We start from the raw sequence: 21,785 nt of genomic DNA, 5'->3' as shown, positions 1-21,785 counted from the left end.
GGCATGACAGCTATGACCCCCGGCTCGAACATCCCCCTCTCCACCGCCCATGTGGCGGTGGACGTCGCCGCTCCGGTGCGGCTCGACGTATCGGGCCTGCTGCTCACCGCCGACGGCAAGGTGCGCTCAGATGACGACTTCATCTTCTACAACCAGCCGGCCGGCCCCGGTGTGAGCTACCGCTCGGGCGGGGGCTCCGCGCCGGACGCGATCGTCGTCGACACCGCGGCCGTCCCCGCCGGTATCGAGAAGATCGTCGTCACGGCGAGCCCGGACGCCGCGGGCCAGAGCTTCCAGGGCATCGAGCCCACCGCGACGGTCCGTGACGCCTCCGACGGCCGCGCGCTCGCCACCTTCACCCCGCCGCAGCTGGGCGCCGAGACCGCCCTCGTGATCGTGGAGATCTACAAGCGGAACGGCGCGTGGAAGGTCCGCGCGGTCGGCCAGGGATACGCCAACGGGCTCGCGGGCATCGCCACCGACTTCGGCGTCTCGGTCGAGGAGCCCGCCCCGGCAGCCGCCCCCGTGCCCGCTCCTGCCCCCGCCGTGGCGGACCCGCGCGCCGCCGCCGCTCCCCCGGCGCCGGCCGCTGCGCCCGCCCCGCCCGCGGCCGCTCCGGGCAGCGGCAAGATCAACCTGGACAAGGGCCGGGTCAGCCTCCAGAAGAACCAGACGGTGTCCCTGGTCAAGGGCGGCCGCCCGCTGCTCTCGAAGGTCAAGATGGGCCTCGGCTGGGAGCCCGCGTACCGCGGCAAGGACATCGACCTCGACGCCTCCGTGATCGCCTACGGTCCGAACCGGAACCACCTGGACAGCTGCTACTTCGGCAAGCTCTCCATCCTCAACGGAGCGGTCAAGCACTCCGGCGACAACCTCACGGGAGAGGGCGCGGGTGACGACGAGGTGATCGTCGTCGATCTCGGCCGGCTGCCCGCCGACGCGACGGGCCTGGTCTTCACGGTCAACTCGTTCTCGGGCCAGAAGTTCACCGAGGTCGCCAAGGCCTACTGCCGGCTGATCGACGCGGCCACCGACGAGGAACTGGTGCGCTTCGACCTGACCACCGCCGAGCCGCAGACCGGCGTGATGATGGCGAAGCTGATCAAGCAGTTCTCCGGCGAGTGGGAGATGACCGGCCTCGGGGAGTTCGTGAAGTCCCGCACGGTCCGCGGCATGGTGAAGCCCGCCGCGAAGATCCTCTGACCGACGGCGCGGGCGGCCGGGGGGCGGCCGCGCGGGCGGGCAAAAAAAGACGCCCCTGCGGGCCGCCGCGGTCCCTCAGGACCCGCGGCGGCCCAGGGGCTCGGCCTCCCGCTCCAGGCTCGGCTTCAGAGCTTGGTGAGCTTGGCGAAGGGGCTCAGGATCCTCCCCTGTCGCCCCGAGAAATCGATGAGCACGGCATGTTCGCCCTCGACTCCGATGACTCTGCCCAACCCGAACTGATCGTGGGAGACACGGTCTCCCACATCGAACTGCTCGGGCGGGGGTGAGGCCGGGGCCTGGCGGTTGAAGGGACTGGACGGCAGGTGGCGCCGGGATCCGGCTGACTTTGTCATTACTTGGAGTATGCGCCCAAGGGGCCCTGCCGCGCCATGCCCGGCGTCCGACGGGCCGCCGGATCACCCCTTCCAGGGCCAGTCCGCGTCCCGTCCGCTCTCCAGCAGCGAGACCATGCGGAACGCCGCGTCCGTCAGGCCGCCGAAGGTATGCCGCCCGTCCTGACCGGACGGGGCGTGCCCGGCCCGGTACCCCGCGAGATTCCAGTTATAGACCGGAACATCCGCCGGAACCTGCCCGGCCGGATCCCCGTGACCGTGGTACGCCGCCTGCTCATCCGTGATGATCATCACGCGGTCATGGCGCCGGTAGTGAGTGCGGACGGCCTCGGTGGTGTCCGTGCCGCCGAGGTTCCCGAAACGCTCCAGCACCTTCAGCACGGACTCGCCCCGCCGGTAGGCCACCGGCGCGCTCGTCGTACCGAACTCCACCAGATCGGCGTCCGCCGCCCGCATGGCCACCGCCGCACCGAAGATCGCGGCGGCGTCGGCGCGGTTGAGCTCGGAGCGGTCCGAGAGCCGGTTCCACATCGAACCCGAACGGTCGACCAGGATCAGCGTCCTGCCGGACAGCGACGGCACATTGGCCAGCGAATGACCGAGCGCCTTCTCCAGCGGATAAGCCCAGCGCAGCGACGGCGCGTGCTGGTACGCCGCGAGATAGCGGAACGGGAACTGTCCTGCCTTCGCGACCACTTCGGGATCGGAGATCTTCGCCGCGACCCCCGCCGCGACCTCGTCCCCGACCCCTGCCTGGTCGAAGTTCCGCAGGTTACGGAGCAGGGCCATCGCGCCCATGGACGGAATGACGGCTTCCCAGGCCGCCGCGTCCATCGGCCCCTGCAGCCAGCCCGCGAGCGCCTCCCAGGTCATACCCGCCTCGGCCAGACGCGCCGCGCCGTCGCGGGCGGTGACCACCGCGCGCCGCTCCGCGACCGGCAGCTCCATCAGCGCCCGGTGGGCGGTGAGGACGCGGTCCGAGACGGGCGGGACGGCGGCCTCGGGGTGGTGGCGCCGGTCGAGGGCGTAACGGAACAGCTCGCCCTGCCACGGCTTCGCCGGGTCGGGCGCGGCATGGACCAGGTTGAGGATGTCGCCGAAGCGGTACCCCTTGGCGGCGGTGTCGTACTTGAGCAGCGACTTTCCGTTGTAGAGCCGGCGGACGGCGTCCGCGATGCCGCGCTTGACGGGCTTGGGGACATTACGGCCGTATCGCGAGGTCCAGTAGCCGAGCAGCTCGCCCGGCTCGTCCGGGCGCAGCAGGACGGAGGTGACGACCTGCCGGTTGGCCGGGCCCTCCGTGGCGCCCGCGTCGAGCCGCGCCTTGACGTACTCGGCGGCGCCGACGATCGAAGCGGTGCGCATCCGGCCGTCGTCCCGCAGCCAGCCGAGCAGCGCGGCGGTCCACTCCGGGTCCTCGACGGCGAGCCTGCGCACGAGCCCGGCGAACCGGTCGTCGCGCTCGTCGCCCGGCTCGTAAAATGTCTGCTGCGCGACGAAGTTGGCGACGGCGAGCAGGAAGAGTTCGGACTTGGGGTCACGCAGGACGCCCGCGCCGCCCTCGTGGGTGCGCGTGGTGACGCCGGCCGACCGCACGGGCGACGTGGTGCGGGCCTTGGTGGTACGGGTGTTGAAGCGGGCCATGAGAATTCCCCCGAATTCCAGAATGCCGGATGTTCAGGGAAAGCGCGGCGTGCACAGCGGCACGCCGCGCCTCCCGAGATCAAAGTGGCCGCGGCGTGATTTCGGGAAAGGAAGTAGCCGCGGCCCGCGCACCGGGAGGTGCGTGCCTGACGTCGAATGTCCAGAGATCAAGGCCGGCGGAACCGACGTGTGGTGCTCTGCCGAACTGAGCTACACCGGCACGAAATGCCGATGGCGGGATTCGAACCCGCGGCCTCCCCATTAGAAGTGGAAGTAGGTCCTGCCTGTCGCACCTGGACAAGGATCACTTTAGGAGGAGCGACTGAGCGGGTGCCACGGGTTTTCGGCGGAGCGTGGAACCGGCGGCGTCGGTACGGGCGTACCGCGCGGTCAGTGCCGCGGCGAGCGCCGCCACGGGCCGGTGATGGCCAGCATGATGCCCGGCTCCTGGATATTGGCGTACAGCGTGCGGCCGTCGGGCGAGAAGACGACGCCGGTGAACTCGCTGTCGTTGAGGTCGTTGCGGGCGAGGGGGTACGTACGGCCGCGCTCCGTCGCGCCGAACAGGTGCTGGACACCCTCACCGTCCTCCGCGATGACCAGACCTCCGTACGGGGAGACGGTGATGTTGTCCGGGCCGTCGAAGGCGCCGTCCCGGTCCGGTTCTGCGTTGACGCCCAGCAGCACCTTGAGCGTCAGTGTGCGCCGCCTGGGGTGGTAGAACCACACCTGCCCGTCGTGCGGGGCGCCCGGGCTCTCGTCGCGGGCGTACGAGGAGACGAGGTACGCGCCGCCGTCCGCCCACCACATGCCTTCCAGCTTCCTGGCCCGCGTGACGTCCTCGCCGTCGAACTGCTCCCGCACGTCAACGGTCTTCGCGTCCCGGTCGGGTACGTCCAGCCAGTCCACGCCGTAGACGGTGCCCAGCTTGGTGGCGCGCGAGAGGTCGTCGACGAAGCGGCCGCCCGCGTCGAAGCAGCGGGGTGCCTGCAGGGTGCCCGCGTCGTCGGCGAGCCGGCGCAGCCGGCCGCGCCCGTGCTTGAAGCCGTGCGGCGGAACCCACCGGTAGAGGAGCCCGTTGGGGCCCGAGGCGTCCTCCGTCAGATAGGCGTAGCCGGTACGGGGATCGACGACGACGGCCTCGTGGTCGAAGCGGCCGAAGGCCTTGACGGGCCGGGGGTCGCGGTTGGCGCGGCGGTCGTAGGGGTCGACCTCGAAGACATAGCCGTGGTCCTTGGTCATGCCGTTCTCACCGGCCCGGTCGGAGTTCTCCTCGCAGGTGAGCCAGGTGCCCCAGGCGGTGCGTCCGCCGGCGCAGTTGGTGGAGGTACCGGCGATGCCGACCCACTCCGCGGTGCGGCCGTCGTGGTGGGTCTCCACGACGGTGCAGCCGCCGGCCGCGGCGGGGTCGTAGACCAGGCCCTCGGTGAGCGGCACCGGGTACTGCCAGTCGGCCCTGGGGCCCTTCAGCTCGTGGTTGTTGACGAGCAGCGTGACTCCGCGCGGGCCCTCGAACGTCGCGGTGCCGTCGTGATTGGAGGGGGTGTCCTCGCCGGTCTCCAGCGTGGTGACACCGCTGTGCGTGATGACCTGGTACGAGAAGCCGGCCGGCAGCGCGAGCATGCCCCGGCGGTCGGGGACCAGCTGTCCGTACCCCGGCTCGGGCGCGGCCGCGCCGCTGACCTCGGGAGCGTCCTCGGCGGCGAGCGCGCCGGGCGCGGTGGCGAGGGCGCCCGCGGCGCCGGTGACGACGAATCCCGCCCCGGTGAGTGCGGATTTTCCGGTGAATTCCCTGCGGGTCAGCGGCATCACGGTCTCCTGAAGGGCACCTGAGTCGGGGTTACGCTCCCGACACTCCCGCCCGCGCCTGAACGCCGGTTGAACACCGTCCGACATCGAAAGGCCCCCTTCCATGAACCTGCCAGCCACCGGCCGCCGTGTCCTCGTCAGCGGCGCCTCCCGCGGTCTCGGCCGCGCCGTCGCCCGGGCCTTCGCCGCCAACGGCGACCGGGTCGCCGTCCACTACGGCAGCCGCGCCTCGGACGCCCGGCTCACCCTGTCGTCACTGGCCGGCACGGGCCATGCCCTGGTGGGCGGCGATCTCTCGGACCCGGCCGGGGCGGCGCGGGTCGCGGACGAGGCGGCGGAGGCGCTCGGCGGGATCGATGTGCTGGTCAACAACGCGGCGGTGAACGAGCGTCATCCGCTGCCCACGACGTCGTACGAGGAGTGGGCGGAGGCCTGGCAGCGCCACATGTCCGTCAACCTCCTGGCCACGGCCCTGCTCAGCCACCGCGCCGCCCGCTCCATGATCGACCGGGGCGCGGCGGGCCGGATCGTCAACATCGGCTCCCGGGGCGCCTTCCGCGGCGAACCGGACCACCCGGCCTACGGCGCCACCAAGGCGGCGGTGCACGCCCTGGGCCAGTCCCTGGCGGTCTCCCTGGCCCCGCACGGCATCGGCGTGGCCTCTGTCGCCCCGGGCTTCTTCAGCACGGAACGGGTGGCGGACCGGCTGGCCGGCGCCGAAGGTGACGCGATCCGCGCGCAGAGCCCGTTCGGCCGGGTGGCGTCCCCGGAGGAAGTGGCGGACGCCGTGCTCTGGCTGGCGTCGCCGTCGGCGGAGTGGTCCTCGGGAGCGATCCTGGACCTGAACGGCGCGTCGCATCTCCGTATGTAGGGGTCGGGCCGGGGGTGGGGGCCGACCCCGGCCCTCACCCCCCGCCGCGCGACCCCGCGTCCGTACCCCTCAGGCGCTCCCACGCGAGCGCGCCTTGAACGCCGCCTTCCGCGCGTCCTTCGACGCCGCCCGGTCCCGGTGCAGCCGCCCCATCGCCTCCAGCACCTCCGCCGTCGCCGGATGGTCGACCCGCCACGCCGCGTCGAAGAAGCCGCGGTGCCGGCCGACCAGGCTCTCGACCAGTTCCTGGAGTTCGGCCGGCTCGTCCTCGGCGTCGAGCTGCGCCGCGATCGTGTCGATGGCCAGCCAGAAGATCATCGACTCGGGCGGCGGCGGCACGTCGCCGGCCCCCAGTTCGGCCAGCCAGACGCGGGCCAGGCCGCCCAGTTCCGCGTCGTCCAGGACCTCCCGTACCGCGGGCTCGGCCTCCGCGCCGACGAGCGAGAGCGCCTGCTGGCAGTGGAGGCGGCGCAGCGGAGCGCCGGGGTCGGTGCCGCGGGCGGCGGCCAGCAGTTCACGCGCGGCGTCGGCCGGCGCGCGGCGGGCCAGCCACTGTTCCGTCTCGGCGCGGGCGGACAACTCGGGGAAGTGCGCGACGCCGTCGAGCAGCGCGTGCGCGTCCTTGTCCGCGAGATCGCCGACGGCGGGGGCGTCGACCCCCGCCTCCAGCATCCGTGACCTGATGCCGTGCAGCCCGAGCGGCGTCAGCTGGACCATGCCGTAGCGGGTGACGTCCTCCGCGTCGATGGACGGGGTGGACGCGTTCGCCTGGTCCTCGTTGTCCTCCGCCATCAGGGCCTCGTCCACCGGCATGTACGAGACGAGTCCGATCGGCTCCAGCAGTCGGAACTGGTCGTCCAGCCGCATCATCGCCTCGGACACCTGCTCCAGGATGTCGTCGGTGGGGTCGCCCATGTCTTCGGGCACGATCATCGAGGCGGCGAGGACGGGCAGCGGTACGGGGCCTTCCGCCGCGTCGCCGTCGGCGAGGGTGAGCAGGTAGAGATTGCCGAGGACGCCCTCCAGGAATTCCGCCTCCGCCTCCGGATCCCAGTCCAGCGACTCGAGGTCGATCTCGCCGTCGTCGCCGATGGCCGCGGCCAGGTCGTCCAGGACGGGCGCGGTGGCGTCGGCGAACACGACGTCGAGGGCGTCCAGCCAGAGCGACAGGATGTCCTGGGGGGAACCGGAGGTGATCCGCCCGAGCTGCGGGCCCGCGGTGACGCGCCCCGCGGTGTGGTCCTCGTCCGAGCGGCCGTGCGCGTCCTCGTCCGAGTCCTCGACCGTGACAAGTCCCGTATCGACGGCGACCCGCCACGCCTCGCTCGCGTACGCCTCGCCGTCCCCCTCCGTCAGTTCGTCGCCGAGGCCGAGCACTTCCGCCGCCGCGGGCAGCTGCTCGTCGACCAGCTCGCCGCCGGCTCCGACCCGCGTCCCCGGCCCCGCCCAGCGGGCGAGGCGCACCGCGCGGGCGAGCAGCGGGGCGGCGAGCGCGTCCCGCGCCAGTTCCGCGTCCGAGGGCAGTCGCACCGGCGGCAGGGTGGGGAGGTCTCCGGGCATCTGGCGGTTCTCCTTGCGGCGTGCGGGATCAATAGCCTTTCCAGCGTAGACGTTTTTGGCCCCTTCCCACCCGGTTCCGGTGCCCGACAAGCGGCGTACAGCCGGGCGCCCTTGACAAGAGCTCGTCCAGCCAAGAGATTGACGCGCGTAGAACCGCGTGGAACCACCCTCGTCCCTCACTTCCGGAGTTCAGTGATGCCTTCTTCCGTACCGAGAGCGGCCGCCGTGCCCGCTCTCGTCGCCACCGCTCTGGCCGCCGGACTGCTCGCCGGCGCGGGCCCCGCCACCGCCGCGGAGATCCGGATCCACGGCATTCAGGGCACCGGCCGGATATCCCCGCTGGTGGGCGCCCCGGTCGCCGACGTCCCCGGCATCGTCACCGGCGTACGGACCTCCGGCTCCCGGGGCTTCTGGATCCAGGACCCGAACCCGGACCGCGACGACGCCACCAGCGAGGGCGTCTTCGTCTTCACCAGCACCGCGCCGACCGTCGCCGTGGGCGACTCCGTGCTGGTCTCCGGCACCGTCGCCGAGTACATCCCCGGCGGCGCCGCCTCCGGCAACCAGTCGCTCACCCAGATCACCTCGCCGAAGGTGACGGTCGTCTCCTCCGGCAACAAGGTCCCCGCGCCGGTCACCATTTCGGAGAAGTCGGTGCCCTCGGCGTACGCCCCGAAGGGCGACCCGGCGGCCGACGGCAGCATCAACGGCCTTGCTCTCAAGCCCCGTAGCTACGCCCTCGACCACTACGAGTCGCTGGAGGGCATGAACGTCCGCATCGGCGGCTCGCGCGTGGTCGGCGCCACCGACGCGTTCGCCGAGCTGTGGGTGACGGTGAAGCCGCAGGAGAACGACAACCGCCGCGGCGGCACGGTCTACGGCTCGTACACGTCCCAGAACACCGGCCGGCTGCAGATCCAGCAGCTGGCTCCGGTCGCCGAGCGGCCCTTCCCGACCGCGAACGTCGGCGACACCCTGTCCGGGACCACCGAAGGCCCCCTGGACTTCAACCAGTACGGCGGCTACACGCTCGTCGCCCGCACGCTGGGCACGGTCACCGACCGGAAGCTGACCCGCGAGACCACCCGTCCGCAGCGCGACGCCGAGCTGGCGGTCGCCACGTACAACGTCGAGAACCTCGCGCCCTCCGACCCGCAGGCGAAGTTCGACGCGCTCGCGGACGCGGTCGTGCGGAACCTGGCCTCCCCCGACATCCTGGCGCTGGAGGAGATCCAGGACAACACGGGCGCCACGAACGACGGAACGGTGTCCGCCGAGGAGACCATCAAGAAGTTCACCGCGGCGGTCACCGCAGCCGGTGGTCCCTCCTACGCCTGGCGCACGGTCGACCCGGAGAACAACACGGACGGCGGCGCGCCCGGCGGCAACATCCGCCAGGTCTTCCTCTACAACCCGGCGCGGGTCTCCTTCACCGACCGCCCCGGCGGCGACGCGACGACGGCGACGGGCGTCGTACGCGCGAACGGCCGCGCGGCCCTCACCCTCTCGCCCGGCCGGATCGACCCGGCGAACGCCGCCTGGACGACCAGCCGCAAGCCGCTCGCCGGTGAGTTCTCCTTCCGCGGCCGCCCGGTCTTCGTGATCGCGAACCACTTCGCCTCGAAGGGCGGCGACGAGAGCCTGACCTCGCACCACCAGCCGGTCAACCGTGTCTCCGAGGTCCAGCGGCTCCAGCAGGCACAGTCGGTGAACGCCTTCGTCAAGGACATCCTCGCGGCCCAGCGCGACGCGGACGTCCTCGTCCTCGGCGACATCAACGACTTCGAGTTCTCGGACACGGCCAAGGCGCTGTCCGCCGGCGGCGCGCTGTACCCGGCGGTGAAGTCCCTGCCCGCCTCGGAGCGTTACTCGTACGTCTACCAGGGCAACACGCAGGTCCTGGACCAGATCCTGACCAGTCCGTCGATCACCGGCGGCTCCTTCGACTACGACAGCGTGCACATCAACGCGGAGTTCGCCCAGCAGAACAGCGACCACGACCCGCAGGTGCTGCGCTTCCGCCCCTGAGAAGCCGCGGTGGTCCGGCCATACCCCACGTACGGCCGGACCACCGCTCTCACCCGGCGCTCAGGCTGATCGCGCTGTGTACCGCCGCCACTGTGGCCGGGTGATCCCGGGCGGGCCCGGACCGGCGCCCCTCAGACCACGACGTCGAACCACGGCCGGCGCGTGGCCGCCCAGTGGCCCACCCAGGCCGCGAAGCCCTCGGCGGTGGGGTGGCCGAACGCCGCTCCGTAGGGCGCCGCGCCCACGTCGCTGATGTTCCAGATCCGGCCCCGGTGCGCGCCCGTGACGACAAGATGCCAGTACATACCGCAGCCGTCCGTGCCCAGCACCACGCTGCCGTGGTTGCACACCTCGTCGATGAGGGGCTCGATCTCCTCGTACGGACGGGGGTCGTCCTCCCACACCCAGGCCTCGGTGAGCGGGAAGGGCTTCGACAGCACCCGCTGCTTCTCGTCGCAGCCCCAGTCGGCGGGCACCGCCGCCACGGGTATCAGCCCGTCGACATCGGCGGGCCCTTCGCTACAGCCGTCGCAGATCTCGGCGACCAGCGTGCGGTACGGCTCGGGCAGGACGATCCCCTGTTCACGCTCGAAGGCGCGCACCGCGTCCCATCCCAGCGCCGGCGTGCAGTGCTCCGGCGGGAAGGCCGCGCGCAGCGCGTCGAGTTCGCTCCGGTCCGCTTCGCCCGGGTTGGCGTATTCGGTGTCCATGCTCTCCATGCTCTCCATTGGAACAGCGACCTCTGACAGTTCGGTCACCGTTACCCCGAGGCCCCCTCCGGCACGCCGTGGTGCGGGGCTCCGGTCCTCGTCGCGAGGGGCGGTAAGAGCGGAAGCAGCGGGGGCCGGAAGGTACGCGTCATGGGAGCATCCTGCCGCATCCCGAACGGTCAATCGATCACCATTTGATGCCGAAATACGGGCAGCGCGCCCCGTTTTGACGGCTCAGGACGTCACCGTCCGGTGGTTTCTGAGGGCGGCGCATCCGGCCGCGGCCATCAGCACCAATGCCCCGGCCGCCACAGCGGCCGAACGGCGTATCCCCCTCATGCGGCCTCCTTCCGGATCGGGCCCCTTGTGAGGCCGCCGTCGACCCTGCCGGACACCTCATCGGCCGATACTTTTCAGCGCAGCTACACCTTCACCCCAAGAGGAACTAAGTGGACCTTCACAGTGCCCCGGCGGACACTGCCGGTATGAGCACTCCACGCCCCTTCGGCCGCGCCCTGTGCGCCATGATCACGCCCTTCACCGCCGCCGGAGAGCTGGATCTGGACGGCGCCCGCAAGCTCGCGGGCCATCTGGTGGCCGAGGGATGCGACGGACTGGTCCTGAACGGCACCACCGGCGAGTCCCCCACCACCACGGACGCCGAGAAGACCGCACTCGTCCGGGCCGTGTGCGAGGAGGTCGGCGGGCGCGCCCAGATCGTCGCCGGTGTCGGCAGCGCCGACACCCGGCACACCATCGAACTGGCCGGCGCGGCCGAACAGGCGGGCGCGGACGGCCTGCTGGTGGTGACGCCGTACTACAGCCGCCCGCCGCAGCCGGCCGTCGAGGCGCACTTCCTGCGCGTCGCCGACGCGGCGGGCATCCCGCTGATGCTCTACGACATCCCGGGCCGCACCGGCACCCGTATCGAGCCGGCGACGATGCTCCGCCTCGCCGCACACCCCCGGATCGTCGCCGTCAAGGACTGCGCGTACGACCTGCTCGGCAGCTCCACGGTGATCGCCCGCACCTCGCTCGCGTACTACTCGGGGTGCGAGGAGCTGAATCTCCCGCTGTACGCGGTCGGCGGCGCCGGATTCGTCAGCACGGTCGCCAACGTCGCGCCCCGGCAGCTGCGGTCCGCCCTCGACGCGTACGACTCCGGCGCGTGCGCCGAATCCGTACGCCTCAACCAGCTCACCCTTCCGCTGGCCGAGCTGATGATGGCGTCCGGGCTGCCGGGCACGGTCACCGCGAAGGCGCTGCTCGACGGGCTCGGTATGCCGGCGGGACCGGTCCGTGAACCGCTGCAGCCCGCCGGCCGGGAGACGGCCGACGGGCTGCTGAAGGCGTACGGAGAACTCGCGGGCGCCACCTGCCCGGCGTGACCGCGTGACCGCTGCCGTGACCGGTACGGCCGGTGTGCTCAGTTGTGGCGCTCAGTTGTGGCTGTGGAGCACGTCGTTGAGGCCGCCCCAGACCGCGTTGTTCGGACGGGCCTCGACGGCGCCGGTGACCGAGTTGCGGCGGAAGAGGATGTTGCTCGCGCCGGACAGCTCACGCGCCTTGACGATCTGCCCGTCGGGCAGCGTCACGCGCGTACCGGCCGTGACATACAGCCCCGCCTCGACGACGCACTCGTCGCCGAGCGCGATGCCGATCCCCGCCTCGGCGCCGATCAGGCAGCGCTCACCGATGACGATGCGCTCCTTGCCGCCGCCGGAGAGGGTGCCCATGGTGGAGGCGCCGCCGCCGATGTCGGTGCCGTCGCCGATGACGACGCCGGCCGAGATCCGGCCCTCGACCATGGAGGTGCCGAGCGTGCCGGCGTTGAAGTTGACGAAGCCCTCGTGCATCACGGTGGTGCCCTCGGCGAGGTGCGCGCCGAGGCGTACCCGGTCGGCGTCGGCGATCCGGACCCCCTTGGGGGCGACGTAGTCGGTCATCCGCGGGAACTTGTCGACCGAGGTCACCTGAAGGTGCAGCCCCTCGGCGCGGGCGTTGAGCCGTACCGCCTCCAGGGCGCCGACGGAGACCGGACCGAGCGAGGTCCAGGCGACATTGGCGAGCAGCCCGAAGAGACCGTCCAGGTTCTGGCCGTGCGGCTCGATCAGGCGGTGGCTGAGCAGATGCAGGCGCAGATAGGCGTCGTGGGCGTCCAGCGGCTTGTCGTCGAGCGAGGCGATGACCGTACGGACGGCGACGACCTCGACCCCGCGGCGTGCGTCGGGCCCGATGGCCTTGGCCGCGCCGTCCCCCAGCAGCTCCACGGCACGCTCGGCGGTCAGCCGCTCCGTGCCGGCCGGGCCGGGCTCCGCGGAGAGTCCGGGGGCGGGGAACCAGGTGTCGAGGACGGTGCCGTCCTCGGTGAGGGTGGCGAGGCCGGCGGCGACGGCGCCGGTGGTGCGGGGAGAAGTCGTGTCGGTCATGTTCAGAACTTAACGGGCGGGGCGGGGCGCGGGCGAACCGGTCTCAGGTGACGGGCGCGTCCCCCGCGCGTACGCGTATCCGGCCGGCGCGGCGCACCGGATGGGCCGCGCTCAGCTCAGCCGGTTGGGGTCGCGGCCGCCCGCCGTGTGGTCGACGTCGTCCTCCGCCCGCGGCAGCGGCGCGTGCCCCTCGGAGTGGTGGTTGACCCAGCCGCAGACGCCACAGCTGTAGCGGCCGTCGAGCCCGGCGATCAGCGTGCCGCACTGCCTGCACTCGGCATAGGTGATCTCAGGGCCCGGGGGTGGGGTGTCCATTCGATCAACCTACCTCCGCCGAGCGGAGCGGCCGGTGGGCGGCCCGGCTCACGGAATCAGCCGCCCCAGCATCTCGCGCGCGTACTCGGCGTCGTACACCGCGTCCGTGAGCAGCACCTGCAGACAGATCCCGTCCAGCAGCGCGACCAGCGCCCGCGCGGTGACCGGATCGGTGTGCCGGGCCAGGGCCTCGGCGACGCCGTCGCCCCACTCGGCCGCGACCGGGCGCAGCGCGGGCTTGCGCAGGGCCGCGAGATACAGCTCGTACTCCAGCTCCACCCCCGTACGCTCCCCGGCGAGCCACTCCCCGGTGAGCCGGGCCAGCTCGGCGGGGACATCACACTCCGGGTGGGCGAAGACCTCGCTCTCCCGTACGGCGGCGGCGAACCCCTCGTTGGCCTGCCGCAACGCGGCGACCAGGACTTCGTCCAGGGAGGCGAAGTGGTACGTGGTCGAGCCGAGCGGCACATCGGCCTCGGCGGCGACCGTGCGATGGCTCAGCCCGGCGATACCGCTGCGTCCGACCACCCGGATCGCGGCGTCGATGATGCGCTGGCGCCGCTCGGGGTCGTAACGACGGCTCATCAGTGGGCCCCTCCGAGGTTGAGTACGACCACGCCCGCGATCACGAGGGCGATGCCGGCCAGTTTGACCAGGTTCGCCGACTCCCCCAGGAAGATCATGCCGATGGCGGCGATGACCGCCGTGCCGGCGCCGGCCCAGATCGCGTAGGCGGTGCCTATGGAGAGCGTCTTCAGCGTCTGCGCGAGCAGGGTGAAGGCGAGTACATAGCCGACGACGGTCACCAGCGAGGGCCACAGCCGGGTGAAGCCCTCGCTGTATTTCATGGCCGTCGTGCCGGCCACCTCCGCCGCGATGGCCGCGGCCAGTAGTCCGTATCCCATGCGTACGAGTGTACGCATCGATGTGTACGGCCGTACACACCCCTGTGGCGCACCGGTACGCACCGGTCCGTGCCGAACCGCTACGGTGTGCCGTTCGGGCAGGGGCGAGGAAGAGCGGGGCAGCGGTGACACAGGGCACGGGGTGGGGCGGGGACGGCGGACCGTACGGAAACGGCCCGTACGGGAATGGTCCGTACGGAAGCGGCCCGTACGGGAACGGTCCGCAGGGGCCTTACGGCTGGGGCGGCTGGACGCCCCCTCCGCCGCCCAAGCCCGGGGTCATCCCGCTGGCACCGCTCGACCTGGGCGGGATACTGGGCGGCGCGTTCGCCACGCTGGGCCGCTACTGGAAGCAGCTGTTCGGGGTGGCCCTGACGGTGTACGGCGCCGCCATGCTGGCGGTCGCGGCCGCGGCGGCGGTCGCCTACGGCGCTGTCGGCGACCATCTGCCCAAGGTCTTCGACCCGCCGTACGACGTGGATCCGTCCTGGACCGACATCCGGCCGCTGCTGATCGCCTTCGGCTGTGTCTGGGCCTTCGGCATGCTGGCGCTGCTTGCCGCCACGGCGATGATCCAGGCCACCTGTCCCGCGATAGTCCAGGACGCCGTCCTGGGCCGTCCCGCCACGTTCGGCGCGATATGGCGCCGGGCCTCGGCCCGGATTCCCGCGGTGCTCGGCACGGTCGTCATCAGCGCCCTGATCAGCCTCGTCCCGATGGTCCTGCTGCTCGCGGGGTTCGGCGCCATCCTGTTCACGTACGTGGCGCTGGACGGCTCCGGCGGGGCCGCCTGGCTGATCCCGCTCGGCTTCCTGGGCGCGCTGGCGTTCGCGCCCCTGGCGGTCTGGCTGTGGGTCCGCTTCAGTCTGGCCCCGGCGGCCGCCGTGATCGAGTCGCAGGGCCCGCTCGCGGCCCTGCGCCGCTCGGCGGACCTGGTGCGCGGCGCCTGGTGGCGGATCTTCGGGATCTCGCTGCTGGCCTACGTCATGGCGGCCGTCACGAGCATGGTGATCCAGCAGCTGGTCAACGTGGTGGGCCTGTTCCCCGGCATGATCGGCGCTTCCGACGTCGACGGCGACCCGACCGCCGCTCAGCTGCTGGTGGCCGTGGGCGGCTATCTGCTGCTGGTCCTGTTCTCCCAGCTGATCAGCCAGCTCATCACGACGACGTTCCCGCAGCTCGTACTGAACCTGCTCTACCTGGATCAGCGCATCCGCAAGGAGAACCTGGCCGCCGCCCTGATCGAGGCCGCGGCCGTCCCGCCCGCGCGCTAGCTCCGGTCCGGTCCGTAGCGGAACATGCGAAAGGACCCCACGACCCGGTCGGTCGTGGGGTCCTTTCGTGAGCGTCCGCTCAGACGTTGAAGCCCAGCGCGCGCAGCTGCTCGCGGCCGTCGTCCGTGATCTTGTCCGGTCCCCACGGCGGCATCCAGACCCAGTTGATCTTGAGTTCGCTGACGATGCCGTCCGTCGCCGACTTCGCCTGGTCCTCGATCACATCGGTCAGCGGACAGGCCGCGGACGTCAGGGTCATGTCCAGGGTGGCGATATTGGAATCGTCGATGTGGATGCCGTAGATCAGACCGAGGTTGACGACATCGATGCCCAGCTCGGGGTCTACGACGTCGTACAGCGCCTCGCGGACCTCGTCCTCCGAGGCCGGTTTCATGGTCACGGTCTCGTTCTCGCTCATGCCGTCTCCTTCGTCGCGCTGTCGCCCAGAGCCTGGGCCGTCGCGTCCTTCCACGCCATCCAGCTCAGCAGAGCGCACTTGACGCGGGCGGGGTACTTCGAGACGCCGGCGAACGCGACCGCGTCCTCCAGCACCTCCTCCATGGCGTCGTCCGGCTCGATCTGCCCCTTGGACTGCATCAGCTCCAGGAAGGTGCCCTGGATCTTCTGCGCCTCGGCCAGCTCCTTGCCGACCAGGAGTTCGTTCAGTACGGATGCGCTGGCCTGGCTGATCGAGCAGCCCTGGCCCTCGTACGAGACATCCGCGATCAGCGAACCCTCGTACCGCACCCGCAGCGTGATCTCGTCACCGCAGGTGGGGTTGGTGTGGTGCACCTCGGCGTCGCCGTCCCGCAGACCGCGCCCGTGCGGGTGCTTGTAGTGGTCCAGGATGACGTCCTGGTACATCGAATCCAGCTTCACGGACAGCCTCTCAAGTCCTCATCCGAAGAAGTTACGGACGTGCTCCAGCCCCTCGACCAGAGCGTCGACCTCGGCGGGAGTGGAGTACAGATAGAAAGACGCCCTCGTGGTCGCGGGAATTCCGTACCGCAGGCAGACCGGCCGCGCGCAGTGGTGGCCGACCCGGACCGCGATGCCCTGCTCGTCGAGCACCTGCCCCACATCGTGGGGGTGGATGTCCCCGAGCGTGAAGGAGATCGCGGCGCCGCGGTCCTCGGCCGTGGCCGGGCCGATGATCCTGAGGTCCGGGACCTCCAGCAGCCGCTTCACCGCGTACGCGGTGATCGCGTGCTCATGCGCGGCGATGGCGTCCATGCCGATCGCGGAGAGATAGTCCACGGCCGCGCCGAGGCCGACGGCCTGGGCGATCGGGGGCGTACCCGCCTCGAACTTGTGCGGCGCCGGAGCGTAGGTCGACGAGTGCATCGACACGGTCTCGATCATCTCGCCACCGCCCAGGAACGGCGGCAGGTCCTCCAGCAGCTCCTGCCGGCCCCAGAGGACCCCGATGCCGGTCGGACCGCACATCTTGTGGCCGGTGAAGGCCACGAAGTCGGCCTGGAGGGCCTGCACGTCGACCGTCATGTGCGGGGCGGCCTGCGAGGCGTCGATCAGCACCAGCGCGCCGACCTCCTGCGCCCGCCGGACGATCGCCTCGACCGGGTTGACCGTGCCCAGGATGTTGGAGACCAGCACAAAGGAGACGATCTTCGTCTTCTCCGTGATGACCTCGTCGATGTGGGACAGGTCGAGCCGGCCGTCGTCGGTGAGGCCGAACCACTTCAGCTTCGCGCCGGTGCGCTGCGAGAGCAGCTGCCACGGCACGATGTTGGAGTGGTGCTCCATCTCCGTGATGACGATCTCGGTCTCGTGGTCCACCCGGTACGGCTCGTCCGCCCAGCCGAGCATGTTGGCGACGAGGTTGAGCGACTCGGAGGCGTTCTTGGTGAAGATCACCTCATCGCGGCTGGGCGCGTTGATGAAGGCGGCGACCTTGTCACGGGCGCCTTCGTACAGCGCCGTGGCCTCCTCGGCGAGCACATGCACGCCACGGTGGACATTGGCGTTGTGCTGCTCGTAGTACTCGTTGAGGGCGTCGAGCACCTGGCGCGGCTTCTGCGAGGTCGCCGCGTTGTCCAGGTAAACGACCTTCTTCCCGTCGTGGACCACACGATCCAGCAGGGGGAAGTCCTTGCGGATCGCCTCGGTGTCGAGAAGGCCCGGCAACTGTGTCACGCCGTGACGCCACCCTTCGCGTATGCCTCGTAGCCCTCGTTCTCCAGCTTGTCGGCCAGCTCCGCGCCGCCGGACTCGGCGATACGGCCCTGTGCGAAGACATGCACGAAGTCGGGCTTGATGTAGCGGAGAATCCGCGTGTAGTGCGTGATCAGCAGGGTGCCGACCTCGCCGGTCTCCCGGACGCGGTTGACGCCCTCGGAGACGACGCGCAGCGCGTCGACGTCGAGGCCGGAGTCGGTCTCGTCGAGGATCGCGATCCTGGGCTTGAGCAGTTCGAGCTGGAGGATCTCGTGGCGCTTCTTCTCACCGCCGGAGAAGCCCTCGTTCAGGTTCCGCTCGGCGAAGGCGGGGTCCATCTGGAGGCGCTCCATGGTCTCCCTGACCTCCTTCACCCACGTACGCAGCTTGGGGGCCTCGCCGCGGACGGCGGTGGCGGAGGTGCGCAGGAAGTTGGAGACCGAGACGCCGGGGACCTCGACCGGGTACTGCATCGCGAGAAAGAGGCCGGCGCGGGCCCGCTCGTCGACGGTCATCGCCAGGACGTCCTCGCCGTCCAGCGTCACGGTGCCACCGGTGATCGTGTACTTGGGGTGGCCCGCGAGGGAGTAGGCGAGGGTCGACTTGCCGGAGCCGTTGGGGCCCATGATGGCGTGCGTCTCGCCCTGCTTGACGGTCAGGTCGACGCCCTTGAGGATCTCGCGGGCGCCGTGCTCGGCCTCGACGGAGACGTGCAGGTCGTGGATTTCAAGCGTTGCCATGGGTGACTCAGGACTCCTGGGTGACGGAGACGAGCACATCGTCCCCTTCGATCTTTACGGGGTATACGGGGACGGGGCGCGTCGCGGGAAGACCGGACGGTTTACCGGTACGGAGGTCGAAGCTGGAGCCGTGCAACCAGCATTCGATCATGCAGTCCTCGACCTCGCCCTCCGACAGCGACACATTCGCGTGCGAGCAGATGTCGTTGATCGCGAACACCTCGCCCTCGGTACGGACGATGGAGACCGGCGTGCCGTCGAGTTCCACCCGCTTCGGGGTGTCCTCCTCCAGCTCGCCCAGCCCACAGACACGGACGAAGGCCATCAGAGCGATGCCTCCAGCTCCGCCTCGATCTTGGCCAGCAGGCGTTCCTCGACGTCCGGCAGACCGATCTGCTGGACCAGCTCGGCGAAGAAGCCCCGGACGACGAGGCGGCGCGCCTCGGTCTCGGGGATGCCGCGGGCCATCAGATAGAAGAGCTGCTCGTCGTCGAACCGGCCGGTGGCCGAGGCGTGGCCGGCGCCGGCGATCTCACCGGTCTCGATCTCCAGGTTCGGCACGGAGTCGACCCGCGCGCCGTCCGTGAGGACCAGGTTCCGGTTCATCTCGTAGGTGTCGGTGCCCTCGGCCGAGGCGCGGATGAGCACATCGCCGATCCATACGGCGTGCGCGTCGATGCCCTGCAGCGCGCCCTTGTACGCGGCGTTGGACTTGCAGTGCGGGGCGTTGTGGTCGACGAAGAGGCGGTGCTCCTGGTGCTGGCCGCGGTCGGTGAAGTAGAGGCCGAGCAGCTCGGCCTCACCGCCGGGGGCGGCGTACTGGACGCGCGGCTGGAGCCGTACGAGATCGCCGCCGAAGGTGACCACGATCGACTTGAAGGAGGCGTCCCGGCCGACCAGCGCGTTGTGCTGGGCGACATGGACGGCCTTGTCGTCCCAGTCCTGGACGGAGACGACGGTCAGTTTGGCGCCGTCGCCGATGAGGTAGTCGACGTTGCCGGCGATCACGGCGTCGCCGGTGTGGTCGATGACCACGACCGCCTCGGCGAAGGCTCCCAGCTCGATGATCTGGTGGCCGTAGGCGGTCCCGCCCTCGCCGTGGACGGCGATCCGGATCGGCTCGCTCAGCACCGTCTCCTTGGGCACCGAGACGACCGAGGCCTTCTCGAAGGAGGAGTACGCCTGGGCGGCGACCCGGTCCACCGGCGTACCGGCCTTGCCGACGCGTGCGTCGTCACGGCCGACGGTCTCGACGATGACACCCTCGGGGGCGGTCACCTCGATCGTGACGCTGCCGTCCACCGCGACGGCGGTGCCGTCGTGCAGCCCGCGCAGCCGCTCCAGCGGCGTGAACCGCCACTCCTCCTCACGGCCGTGTGGGACGGGGAAGTCCGCGACGTCGAAGGAGGGGGGCGCGCTCATGCGCGTGGCTACGGTGGACTCGGCGGCCACCGCGATCGACCCGGCGGTGGTGGAACCCGCCGGAATGTTCTGAGCCTCAGCCATGGCTGTCGTCGTGCTCTCTCTCTGCCTCTGCGTAAGAAAACGGTCGCTGCTGGGGAAGGGCGTGTCGAGCCGGGTCAGCCGACGGAGCCTTCCATCTGCAGCTCGATCAGCCGGTTGAGCTCCAGCGCGTACTCCATGGGCAGTTCCTTGGCGATCGGCTCGACGAAGCCGCGCACGATCATCGCCATCGCCTCGAACTCGGAGAGACCGCGGCTCATCAGATAGAAGAGCTGGTCCTCGGAGACCTTGGAGACGGTCGCCTCGTGGCCCATGGACACGTCGTCCTCGCGGACGTCCACGTACGGGTAGGTGTCGGAGCGCGAGATGGTGTCGACCAGCAGCGCGTCACAGAGCACGTTGGACTTGGAGCCCGCGGCGCCCTCGCCGATCTCGATCAGACCGCGGTACGAGGTACGGCCGCCACCGCGCGCCACCGACTTGGAGACGATGTTCGACGAGGTGTTCGGGGCCATGTGGACCATCTTGGCGCCGGCGTCCTGGTGCTGGCCCTCGCCCGCGAAGGCGATGGACAGGGTCTCGCCCTTGGCGTGCTCGCCCATCAGGTAGACGGCCGGGTACTTCATGGTGACCTTGGAGCCGATGTTGCCGTCGACCCACTCCATGGTCGCGCCCTCGTACGCCACGGCGCGCTTGGTGACCAGGTTGTAGACGTTGTTCGACCAGTTCTGGATGGTCGTGTAGCGGCAGCGCGCGCCCTTCTTGACGATGATCTCGACCACGGCGCTGTGCAGCGAGTCCGAGGAGTAGATCGGGGCGGTACAGCCCTCGACGTAGTGGACGTAGGCGTCCTCGTCGACGATGATCAGCGTCCGCTCGAACTGGCCCATGTTCTCCGTGTTGATACGGAAGTAGGCCTGGAGCGGGATGTCGACGCGCACACCCTTCGGCACGTAGATGAACGATCCGCCGGACCACACGGCCGAGTTCAGCGAGGCGAACTTGTTGTCGCCGACCGGGATGACCGTGCCGAAGTACTCCTGGAACAGCTCCGGGTGCTGCTTGAGCGCCGTGTCGGTGTCCAGGAAGATGACGCCCTGCTCCTCCAGGTCCTCGCGGATCTGGTGGTAGACGACCTCGGACTCGTACTGCGCGGCGACACCGGCGACGAGACGCTGCTTCTCCGCCTCGGGGATGCCGAGCCTGTCGTACGTGTTCTTGATGTCCTCCGGCAGCTCCTCCCAGGAGGCGGCCTGCTTCTCGGTGGACCGTACGAAGTACTTGATGTTGTCGAAGTCGATGCCCGACAGGTCCGAGCCCCAGTTGGGCATGGGCTTCTTGTCGAACAGGCGCAGACCCTTGAGCCGCAGCTTCAGCATCCACTCCGGCTCGTTCTTCTTCTCCGAGATGTCGCGGACGACAGCCTCGGAGAGACCGCGCTTGGCAGCGGCGCCGGCCGCGTCGGAGTCGGCCCAGCCGAATTCGTACGTGCCCAGACCCTCGAGCTCAGGATGGGCAGTCTCCGTGGGGAGCGTCATTCGGGGTTCCTCCCGGCTGTGCTTTCAGATGCGTGATGGGTGGTCTGTGGGGTGGCACGGGGAATGAAAGTCGTGCAGACCCCGTCACCGTGCGCGATGGTGGCCAGCCGCTGCACATGCGTCCCGAGCAGCTGGGAGAAGAATTCCGTCTCCGCCTCGCAGAGCTGGGGGTACTGCTCGGCGACATGCGCGACCGGGCAGTGGTGCTGGCAGAGCTGCTCGCCCTGCTGGTTGGGCGCGCTACGCGCCGTAGCAGCGTACCCGTCGGTGCTCAGCGCCTTGGCGAGTGCCTCGGTACGCCTCCCGGGCTCGGCGGCCTCGACCGCTTCGCGGTAGGCCCCGGCCTGGGCGGCGATCCGGGCGCGGGCGAAGGCGGCGACGGCCGCCTCGCCCCGCTCTCCGCCGCCCGCCGCCCGGGCGATCCACTGCAGGGCGTCGGCGGCGAGCTGGTCGTAGGACTGGTCGAAGGCGTCCCGGCCGCAGTCGGTCAGGACGAACACCTTGGCGGGGCGGCCGCGGCCGCGTGAGCCGTAGACGCGCTGGTCGCGCGGTTCCACCACGGAATCGGCGGCGAGGGTGTCGAGGTGACGGCGGACGGCGGCCTGGGTCAGGCCGAGGCGCCCCGCCAGCTCGGAGACGGTGGACGGGCCGTGGTCCAGGATGGAGCGCGCGACCCGGTTGCGAGTCGAGTGCTCGCCGGTCGCGAGTTCCTCCTGGGGAGCCTCGCCAACGTATTTCACAACGCCATTGTTGCGTAATTCCTCCGA

At 70.5% G+C, this 21,785-nt stretch carries 22 protein-coding genes; 5 read left to right on the top strand and 17 right to left on the bottom strand.

Going from position 1 to position 21,785, the window contains the following annotated elements; all coding sequences use genetic code 11:
- Positions 1–3 precede the first annotated feature (3 nt).
- On the top strand, positions 4–1,203 hold the full coding sequence (locus ACFVWW_RS28955; RefSeq protein ID WP_386877768.1) for a TerD family protein: 1,200 nt from the start codon (positions 4–6) through the stop codon (positions 1,201–1,203).
- 125 nt (positions 1,204–1,328) lie between these two features.
- On the opposite strand, the gene ACFVWW_RS28950 is transcribed toward ACFVWW_RS28955, so the two are convergent.
- From ACFVWW_RS28950 to ACFVWW_RS28940, 3 genes are all read right to left on the bottom strand, one after another.
- Positions 1,329–1,556 carry a hypothetical protein gene (locus ACFVWW_RS28950; RefSeq protein WP_078490871.1) on the bottom strand — a complete coding sequence of 76 codons (228 nt, stop codon included), beginning with the start codon at positions 1,554–1,556 and terminating at the stop codon, positions 1,329–1,331.
- 63 nt (positions 1,557–1,619) lie between these two features.
- The gene (locus tag ACFVWW_RS28945; RefSeq protein ID WP_386877769.1) at positions 1,620–3,200 is read right to left on the bottom strand and encodes a TROVE domain-containing protein; all 1,581 of its coding nucleotides are present in this window, start codon (positions 3,198–3,200) and stop codon (positions 1,620–1,622) included.
- A gap of 390 nt (positions 3,201–3,590) precedes the next feature.
- A complete protein-coding gene (locus ACFVWW_RS28940) occupies positions 3,591–5,009 on the bottom strand; it encodes an alkaline phosphatase PhoX (protein WP_384331227.1) in 1,419 nt (472 codons plus the stop codon).
- Positions 5,010–5,112: 103 nt separating this feature from the next.
- Here ACFVWW_RS28940 and ACFVWW_RS28935 point away from each other — a divergent pair, with 103 nt between their 5' ends.
- Complete coding sequence (locus ACFVWW_RS28935; RefSeq protein ID WP_384183444.1) at positions 5,113–5,880, top strand: SDR family NAD(P)-dependent oxidoreductase; 768 nt, start codon at positions 5,113–5,115, stop codon at positions 5,878–5,880.
- Between the two features lie 69 nt (positions 5,881–5,949).
- Here the strand turns inward: ACFVWW_RS28935 and ACFVWW_RS28930 are convergent, their stop codons facing one another.
- Positions 5,950–7,440, bottom strand: a complete 1,491-nt coding sequence (locus tag ACFVWW_RS28930) for a hypothetical protein (protein WP_384331233.1) — start codon at positions 7,438–7,440, stop codon at positions 5,950–5,952.
- Positions 7,441–7,635: 195 nt separating this feature from the next.
- Between ACFVWW_RS28930 and ACFVWW_RS28925 the strand changes: the two genes are divergently transcribed.
- Positions 7,636–9,468 carry an endonuclease/exonuclease/phosphatase family protein gene (locus ACFVWW_RS28925; protein ID WP_386877770.1) on the top strand — a complete coding sequence of 611 codons (1,833 nt, stop codon included), beginning with the start codon at positions 7,636–7,638 and terminating at the stop codon, positions 9,466–9,468.
- A 131-nt stretch (positions 9,469–9,599) separates the two neighbouring features.
- Here the strand turns inward: ACFVWW_RS28925 and ACFVWW_RS28920 are convergent, their stop codons facing one another.
- Positions 9,600–10,178: an SMI1/KNR4 family protein gene (locus ACFVWW_RS28920; RefSeq protein ID WP_386877771.1), complete on the bottom strand. Its 579-nt coding sequence runs from the start codon at positions 10,176–10,178 to the stop codon at positions 9,600–9,602.
- A gap of 485 nt (positions 10,179–10,663) precedes the next feature.
- Between ACFVWW_RS28920 and dapA the strand changes: the two genes are divergently transcribed.
- Entirely contained in the window at positions 10,664–11,566 is a 903-nt protein-coding gene (dapA, locus tag ACFVWW_RS28915; RefSeq protein WP_386877772.1) for a 4-hydroxy-tetrahydrodipicolinate synthase, read from the top strand.
- A gap of 51 nt (positions 11,567–11,617) precedes the next feature.
- On the opposite strand, the gene dapD is transcribed toward dapA, so the two are convergent.
- The 4 genes from dapD to ACFVWW_RS28895 all read right to left on the bottom strand — a co-directional run bounded on the left by dapD (position 11,618) and on the right by ACFVWW_RS28895 (position 13,827).
- Positions 11,618–12,607, bottom strand: coding sequence for a 2,3,4,5-tetrahydropyridine-2,6-dicarboxylate N-succinyltransferase (gene dapD / locus ACFVWW_RS28910; RefSeq protein WP_384183456.1), 990 nt, complete (start codon positions 12,605–12,607; stop codon positions 11,618–11,620).
- Positions 12,608–12,718: 111 nt separating this feature from the next.
- Positions 12,719–12,922 carry a hypothetical protein gene (locus ACFVWW_RS28905; protein ID WP_384183458.1) on the bottom strand — a complete coding sequence of 68 codons (204 nt, stop codon included), beginning with the start codon at positions 12,920–12,922 and terminating at the stop codon, positions 12,719–12,721.
- Positions 12,923–12,970: 48 nt separating this feature from the next.
- On the bottom strand, positions 12,971–13,507 hold the full coding sequence (locus ACFVWW_RS28900; protein ID WP_384331236.1) for a TetR/AcrR family transcriptional regulator: 537 nt from the start codon (positions 13,505–13,507) through the stop codon (positions 12,971–12,973).
- Positions 13,507–13,827: a DMT family transporter gene (locus tag ACFVWW_RS28895; protein WP_384183463.1), complete on the bottom strand. Its 321-nt coding sequence runs from the start codon at positions 13,825–13,827 to the stop codon at positions 13,507–13,509. Before ACFVWW_RS28895 ends, ACFVWW_RS28900 begins: the two co-directional genes overlap by 1 nt.
- Before the next feature lie 125 nt (positions 13,828–13,952).
- On the opposite strand from ACFVWW_RS28895, the gene ACFVWW_RS28890 reads away from it, so the two are divergent.
- Positions 13,953–15,101 (top strand): hypothetical protein, encoded by a 1,149-nt coding sequence (locus tag ACFVWW_RS28890; protein ID WP_386877773.1) that lies wholly within the window; start codon positions 13,953–13,955, stop codon positions 15,099–15,101.
- A 79-nt stretch (positions 15,102–15,180) separates the two neighbouring features.
- Here the strand turns inward: ACFVWW_RS28890 and ACFVWW_RS28885 are convergent, their stop codons facing one another.
- The 8 genes from ACFVWW_RS28885 to ACFVWW_RS28850 form a co-directional block, all read right to left on the bottom strand.
- A complete protein-coding gene (locus tag ACFVWW_RS28885; protein ID WP_384183468.1) occupies positions 15,181–15,519 on the bottom strand; it encodes a metal-sulfur cluster assembly factor in 339 nt (112 codons plus the stop codon).
- Positions 15,516–15,980 (bottom strand): Fe-S cluster assembly sulfur transfer protein SufU, encoded by a 465-nt coding sequence (sufU, locus tag ACFVWW_RS28880; RefSeq protein ID WP_384183470.1) that lies wholly within the window; start codon positions 15,978–15,980, stop codon positions 15,516–15,518. Before sufU ends, ACFVWW_RS28885 begins: the two co-directional genes overlap by 4 nt.
- A gap of 18 nt (positions 15,981–15,998) precedes the next feature.
- Complete coding sequence (locus ACFVWW_RS28875) at positions 15,999–17,255, bottom strand: cysteine desulfurase (protein WP_384183473.1); 1,257 nt, start codon at positions 17,253–17,255, stop codon at positions 15,999–16,001.
- Positions 17,252–18,016 (bottom strand): Fe-S cluster assembly ATPase SufC, encoded by a 765-nt coding sequence (gene sufC, locus ACFVWW_RS28870; RefSeq protein WP_384183476.1) that lies wholly within the window; start codon positions 18,014–18,016, stop codon positions 17,252–17,254. Before sufC ends, ACFVWW_RS28875 begins: the two co-directional genes overlap by 4 nt.
- A 7-nt stretch (positions 18,017–18,023) precedes the next feature.
- Positions 18,024–18,341, bottom strand: coding sequence for a bifunctional 3-phenylpropionate/cinnamic acid dioxygenase ferredoxin subunit (locus ACFVWW_RS28865; protein ID WP_384183479.1), 318 nt, complete (start codon positions 18,339–18,341; stop codon positions 18,024–18,026).
- Positions 18,341–19,522 carry a Fe-S cluster assembly protein SufD gene (sufD, locus tag ACFVWW_RS28860; protein ID WP_384183482.1) on the bottom strand — a complete coding sequence of 394 codons (1,182 nt, stop codon included), beginning with the start codon at positions 19,520–19,522 and terminating at the stop codon, positions 18,341–18,343. Before sufD ends, ACFVWW_RS28865 begins: the two co-directional genes overlap by 1 nt.
- Before the next feature lie 74 nt (positions 19,523–19,596).
- Positions 19,597–21,018 (bottom strand): Fe-S cluster assembly protein SufB, encoded by a 1,422-nt coding sequence (sufB, locus tag ACFVWW_RS28855; RefSeq protein ID WP_384183484.1) that lies wholly within the window; start codon positions 21,016–21,018, stop codon positions 19,597–19,599.
- The gene (locus tag ACFVWW_RS28850; protein ID WP_384183487.1) at positions 21,015–21,758 is read right to left on the bottom strand and encodes a helix-turn-helix transcriptional regulator; all 744 of its coding nucleotides are present in this window, start codon (positions 21,756–21,758) and stop codon (positions 21,015–21,017) included. The genes sufB and ACFVWW_RS28850 overlap by 4 nt, the downstream gene beginning before the upstream one ends.
- Positions 21,759–21,785 lie beyond the last annotated feature (27 nt).

This window comes from Streptomyces sp. NPDC058198 (assembly GCF_042882605.1).
GTDB lineage: Bacteria > Actinomycetota > Actinomycetes > Streptomycetales > Streptomycetaceae > Streptomyces.
This window is presented reverse-complemented; position numbering and strand designations above follow the sequence as displayed.

Bases quoted from the DNA above. Each gene is read 5' to 3' on its own strand.
- ACFVWW_RS28955 (WP_386877768.1), top strand. From the start codon at position 4: ATGACAGCTATGACCCCCGGCTCGAACATCCCCCTCTCCACCGCCCAT.
- ACFVWW_RS28950 (WP_078490871.1), bottom strand. From the start codon at position 1,556: ATGACAAAGTCAGCCGGATCCCGGCGCCACCTGCCGTCCAGTCCCTTC.
- ACFVWW_RS28945 (WP_386877769.1), bottom strand. From the start codon at position 3,200: ATGGCCCGCTTCAACACCCGTACCACCAAGGCCCGCACCACGTCGCCC.
- ACFVWW_RS28940 (WP_384331227.1), bottom strand. From the start codon at position 5,009: ATGCCGCTGACCCGCAGGGAATTCACCGGAAAATCCGCACTCACCGGG.
- ACFVWW_RS28935 (WP_384183444.1), top strand. From the start codon at position 5,113: ATGAACCTGCCAGCCACCGGCCGCCGTGTCCTCGTCAGCGGCGCCTCC.
- ACFVWW_RS28930 (WP_384331233.1), bottom strand. From the start codon at position 7,440: ATGCCCGGAGACCTCCCCACCCTGCCGCCGGTGCGACTGCCCTCGGAC.
- ACFVWW_RS28925 (WP_386877770.1), top strand. From the start codon at position 7,636: ATGCCTTCTTCCGTACCGAGAGCGGCCGCCGTGCCCGCTCTCGTCGCC.
- ACFVWW_RS28920 (WP_386877771.1), bottom strand. From the start codon at position 10,178: ATGGACACCGAATACGCCAACCCGGGCGAAGCGGACCGGAGCGAACTC.
- dapA (WP_386877772.1), top strand. From the start codon at position 10,664: ATGAGCACTCCACGCCCCTTCGGCCGCGCCCTGTGCGCCATGATCACG.
- dapD (WP_384183456.1), bottom strand. From the start codon at position 12,607: ATGACCGACACGACTTCTCCCCGCACCACCGGCGCCGTCGCCGCCGGC.
- ACFVWW_RS28905 (WP_384183458.1), bottom strand. From the start codon at position 12,922: ATGGACACCCCACCCCCGGGCCCTGAGATCACCTATGCCGAGTGCAGG.
- ACFVWW_RS28900 (WP_384331236.1), bottom strand. From the start codon at position 13,507: ATGAGCCGTCGTTACGACCCCGAGCGGCGCCAGCGCATCATCGACGCC.
- ACFVWW_RS28895 (WP_384183463.1), bottom strand. From the start codon at position 13,827: ATGGGATACGGACTACTGGCCGCGGCCATCGCGGCGGAGGTGGCCGGC.
- ACFVWW_RS28885 (WP_384183468.1), bottom strand. From the start codon at position 15,519: ATGAGCGAGAACGAGACCGTGACCATGAAACCGGCCTCGGAGGACGAG.
- sufC (WP_384183476.1), bottom strand. From the start codon at position 18,016: ATGGCAACGCTTGAAATCCACGACCTGCACGTCTCCGTCGAGGCCGAG.
- ACFVWW_RS28865 (WP_384183479.1), bottom strand. From the start codon at position 18,341: ATGGCCTTCGTCCGTGTCTGTGGGCTGGGCGAGCTGGAGGAGGACACC.
- sufD (WP_384183482.1), bottom strand. From the start codon at position 19,522: ATGGCTGAGGCTCAGAACATTCCGGCGGGTTCCACCACCGCCGGGTCG.
- sufB (WP_384183484.1), bottom strand. From the start codon at position 21,018: ATGACGCTCCCCACGGAGACTGCCCATCCTGAGCTCGAGGGTCTGGGC.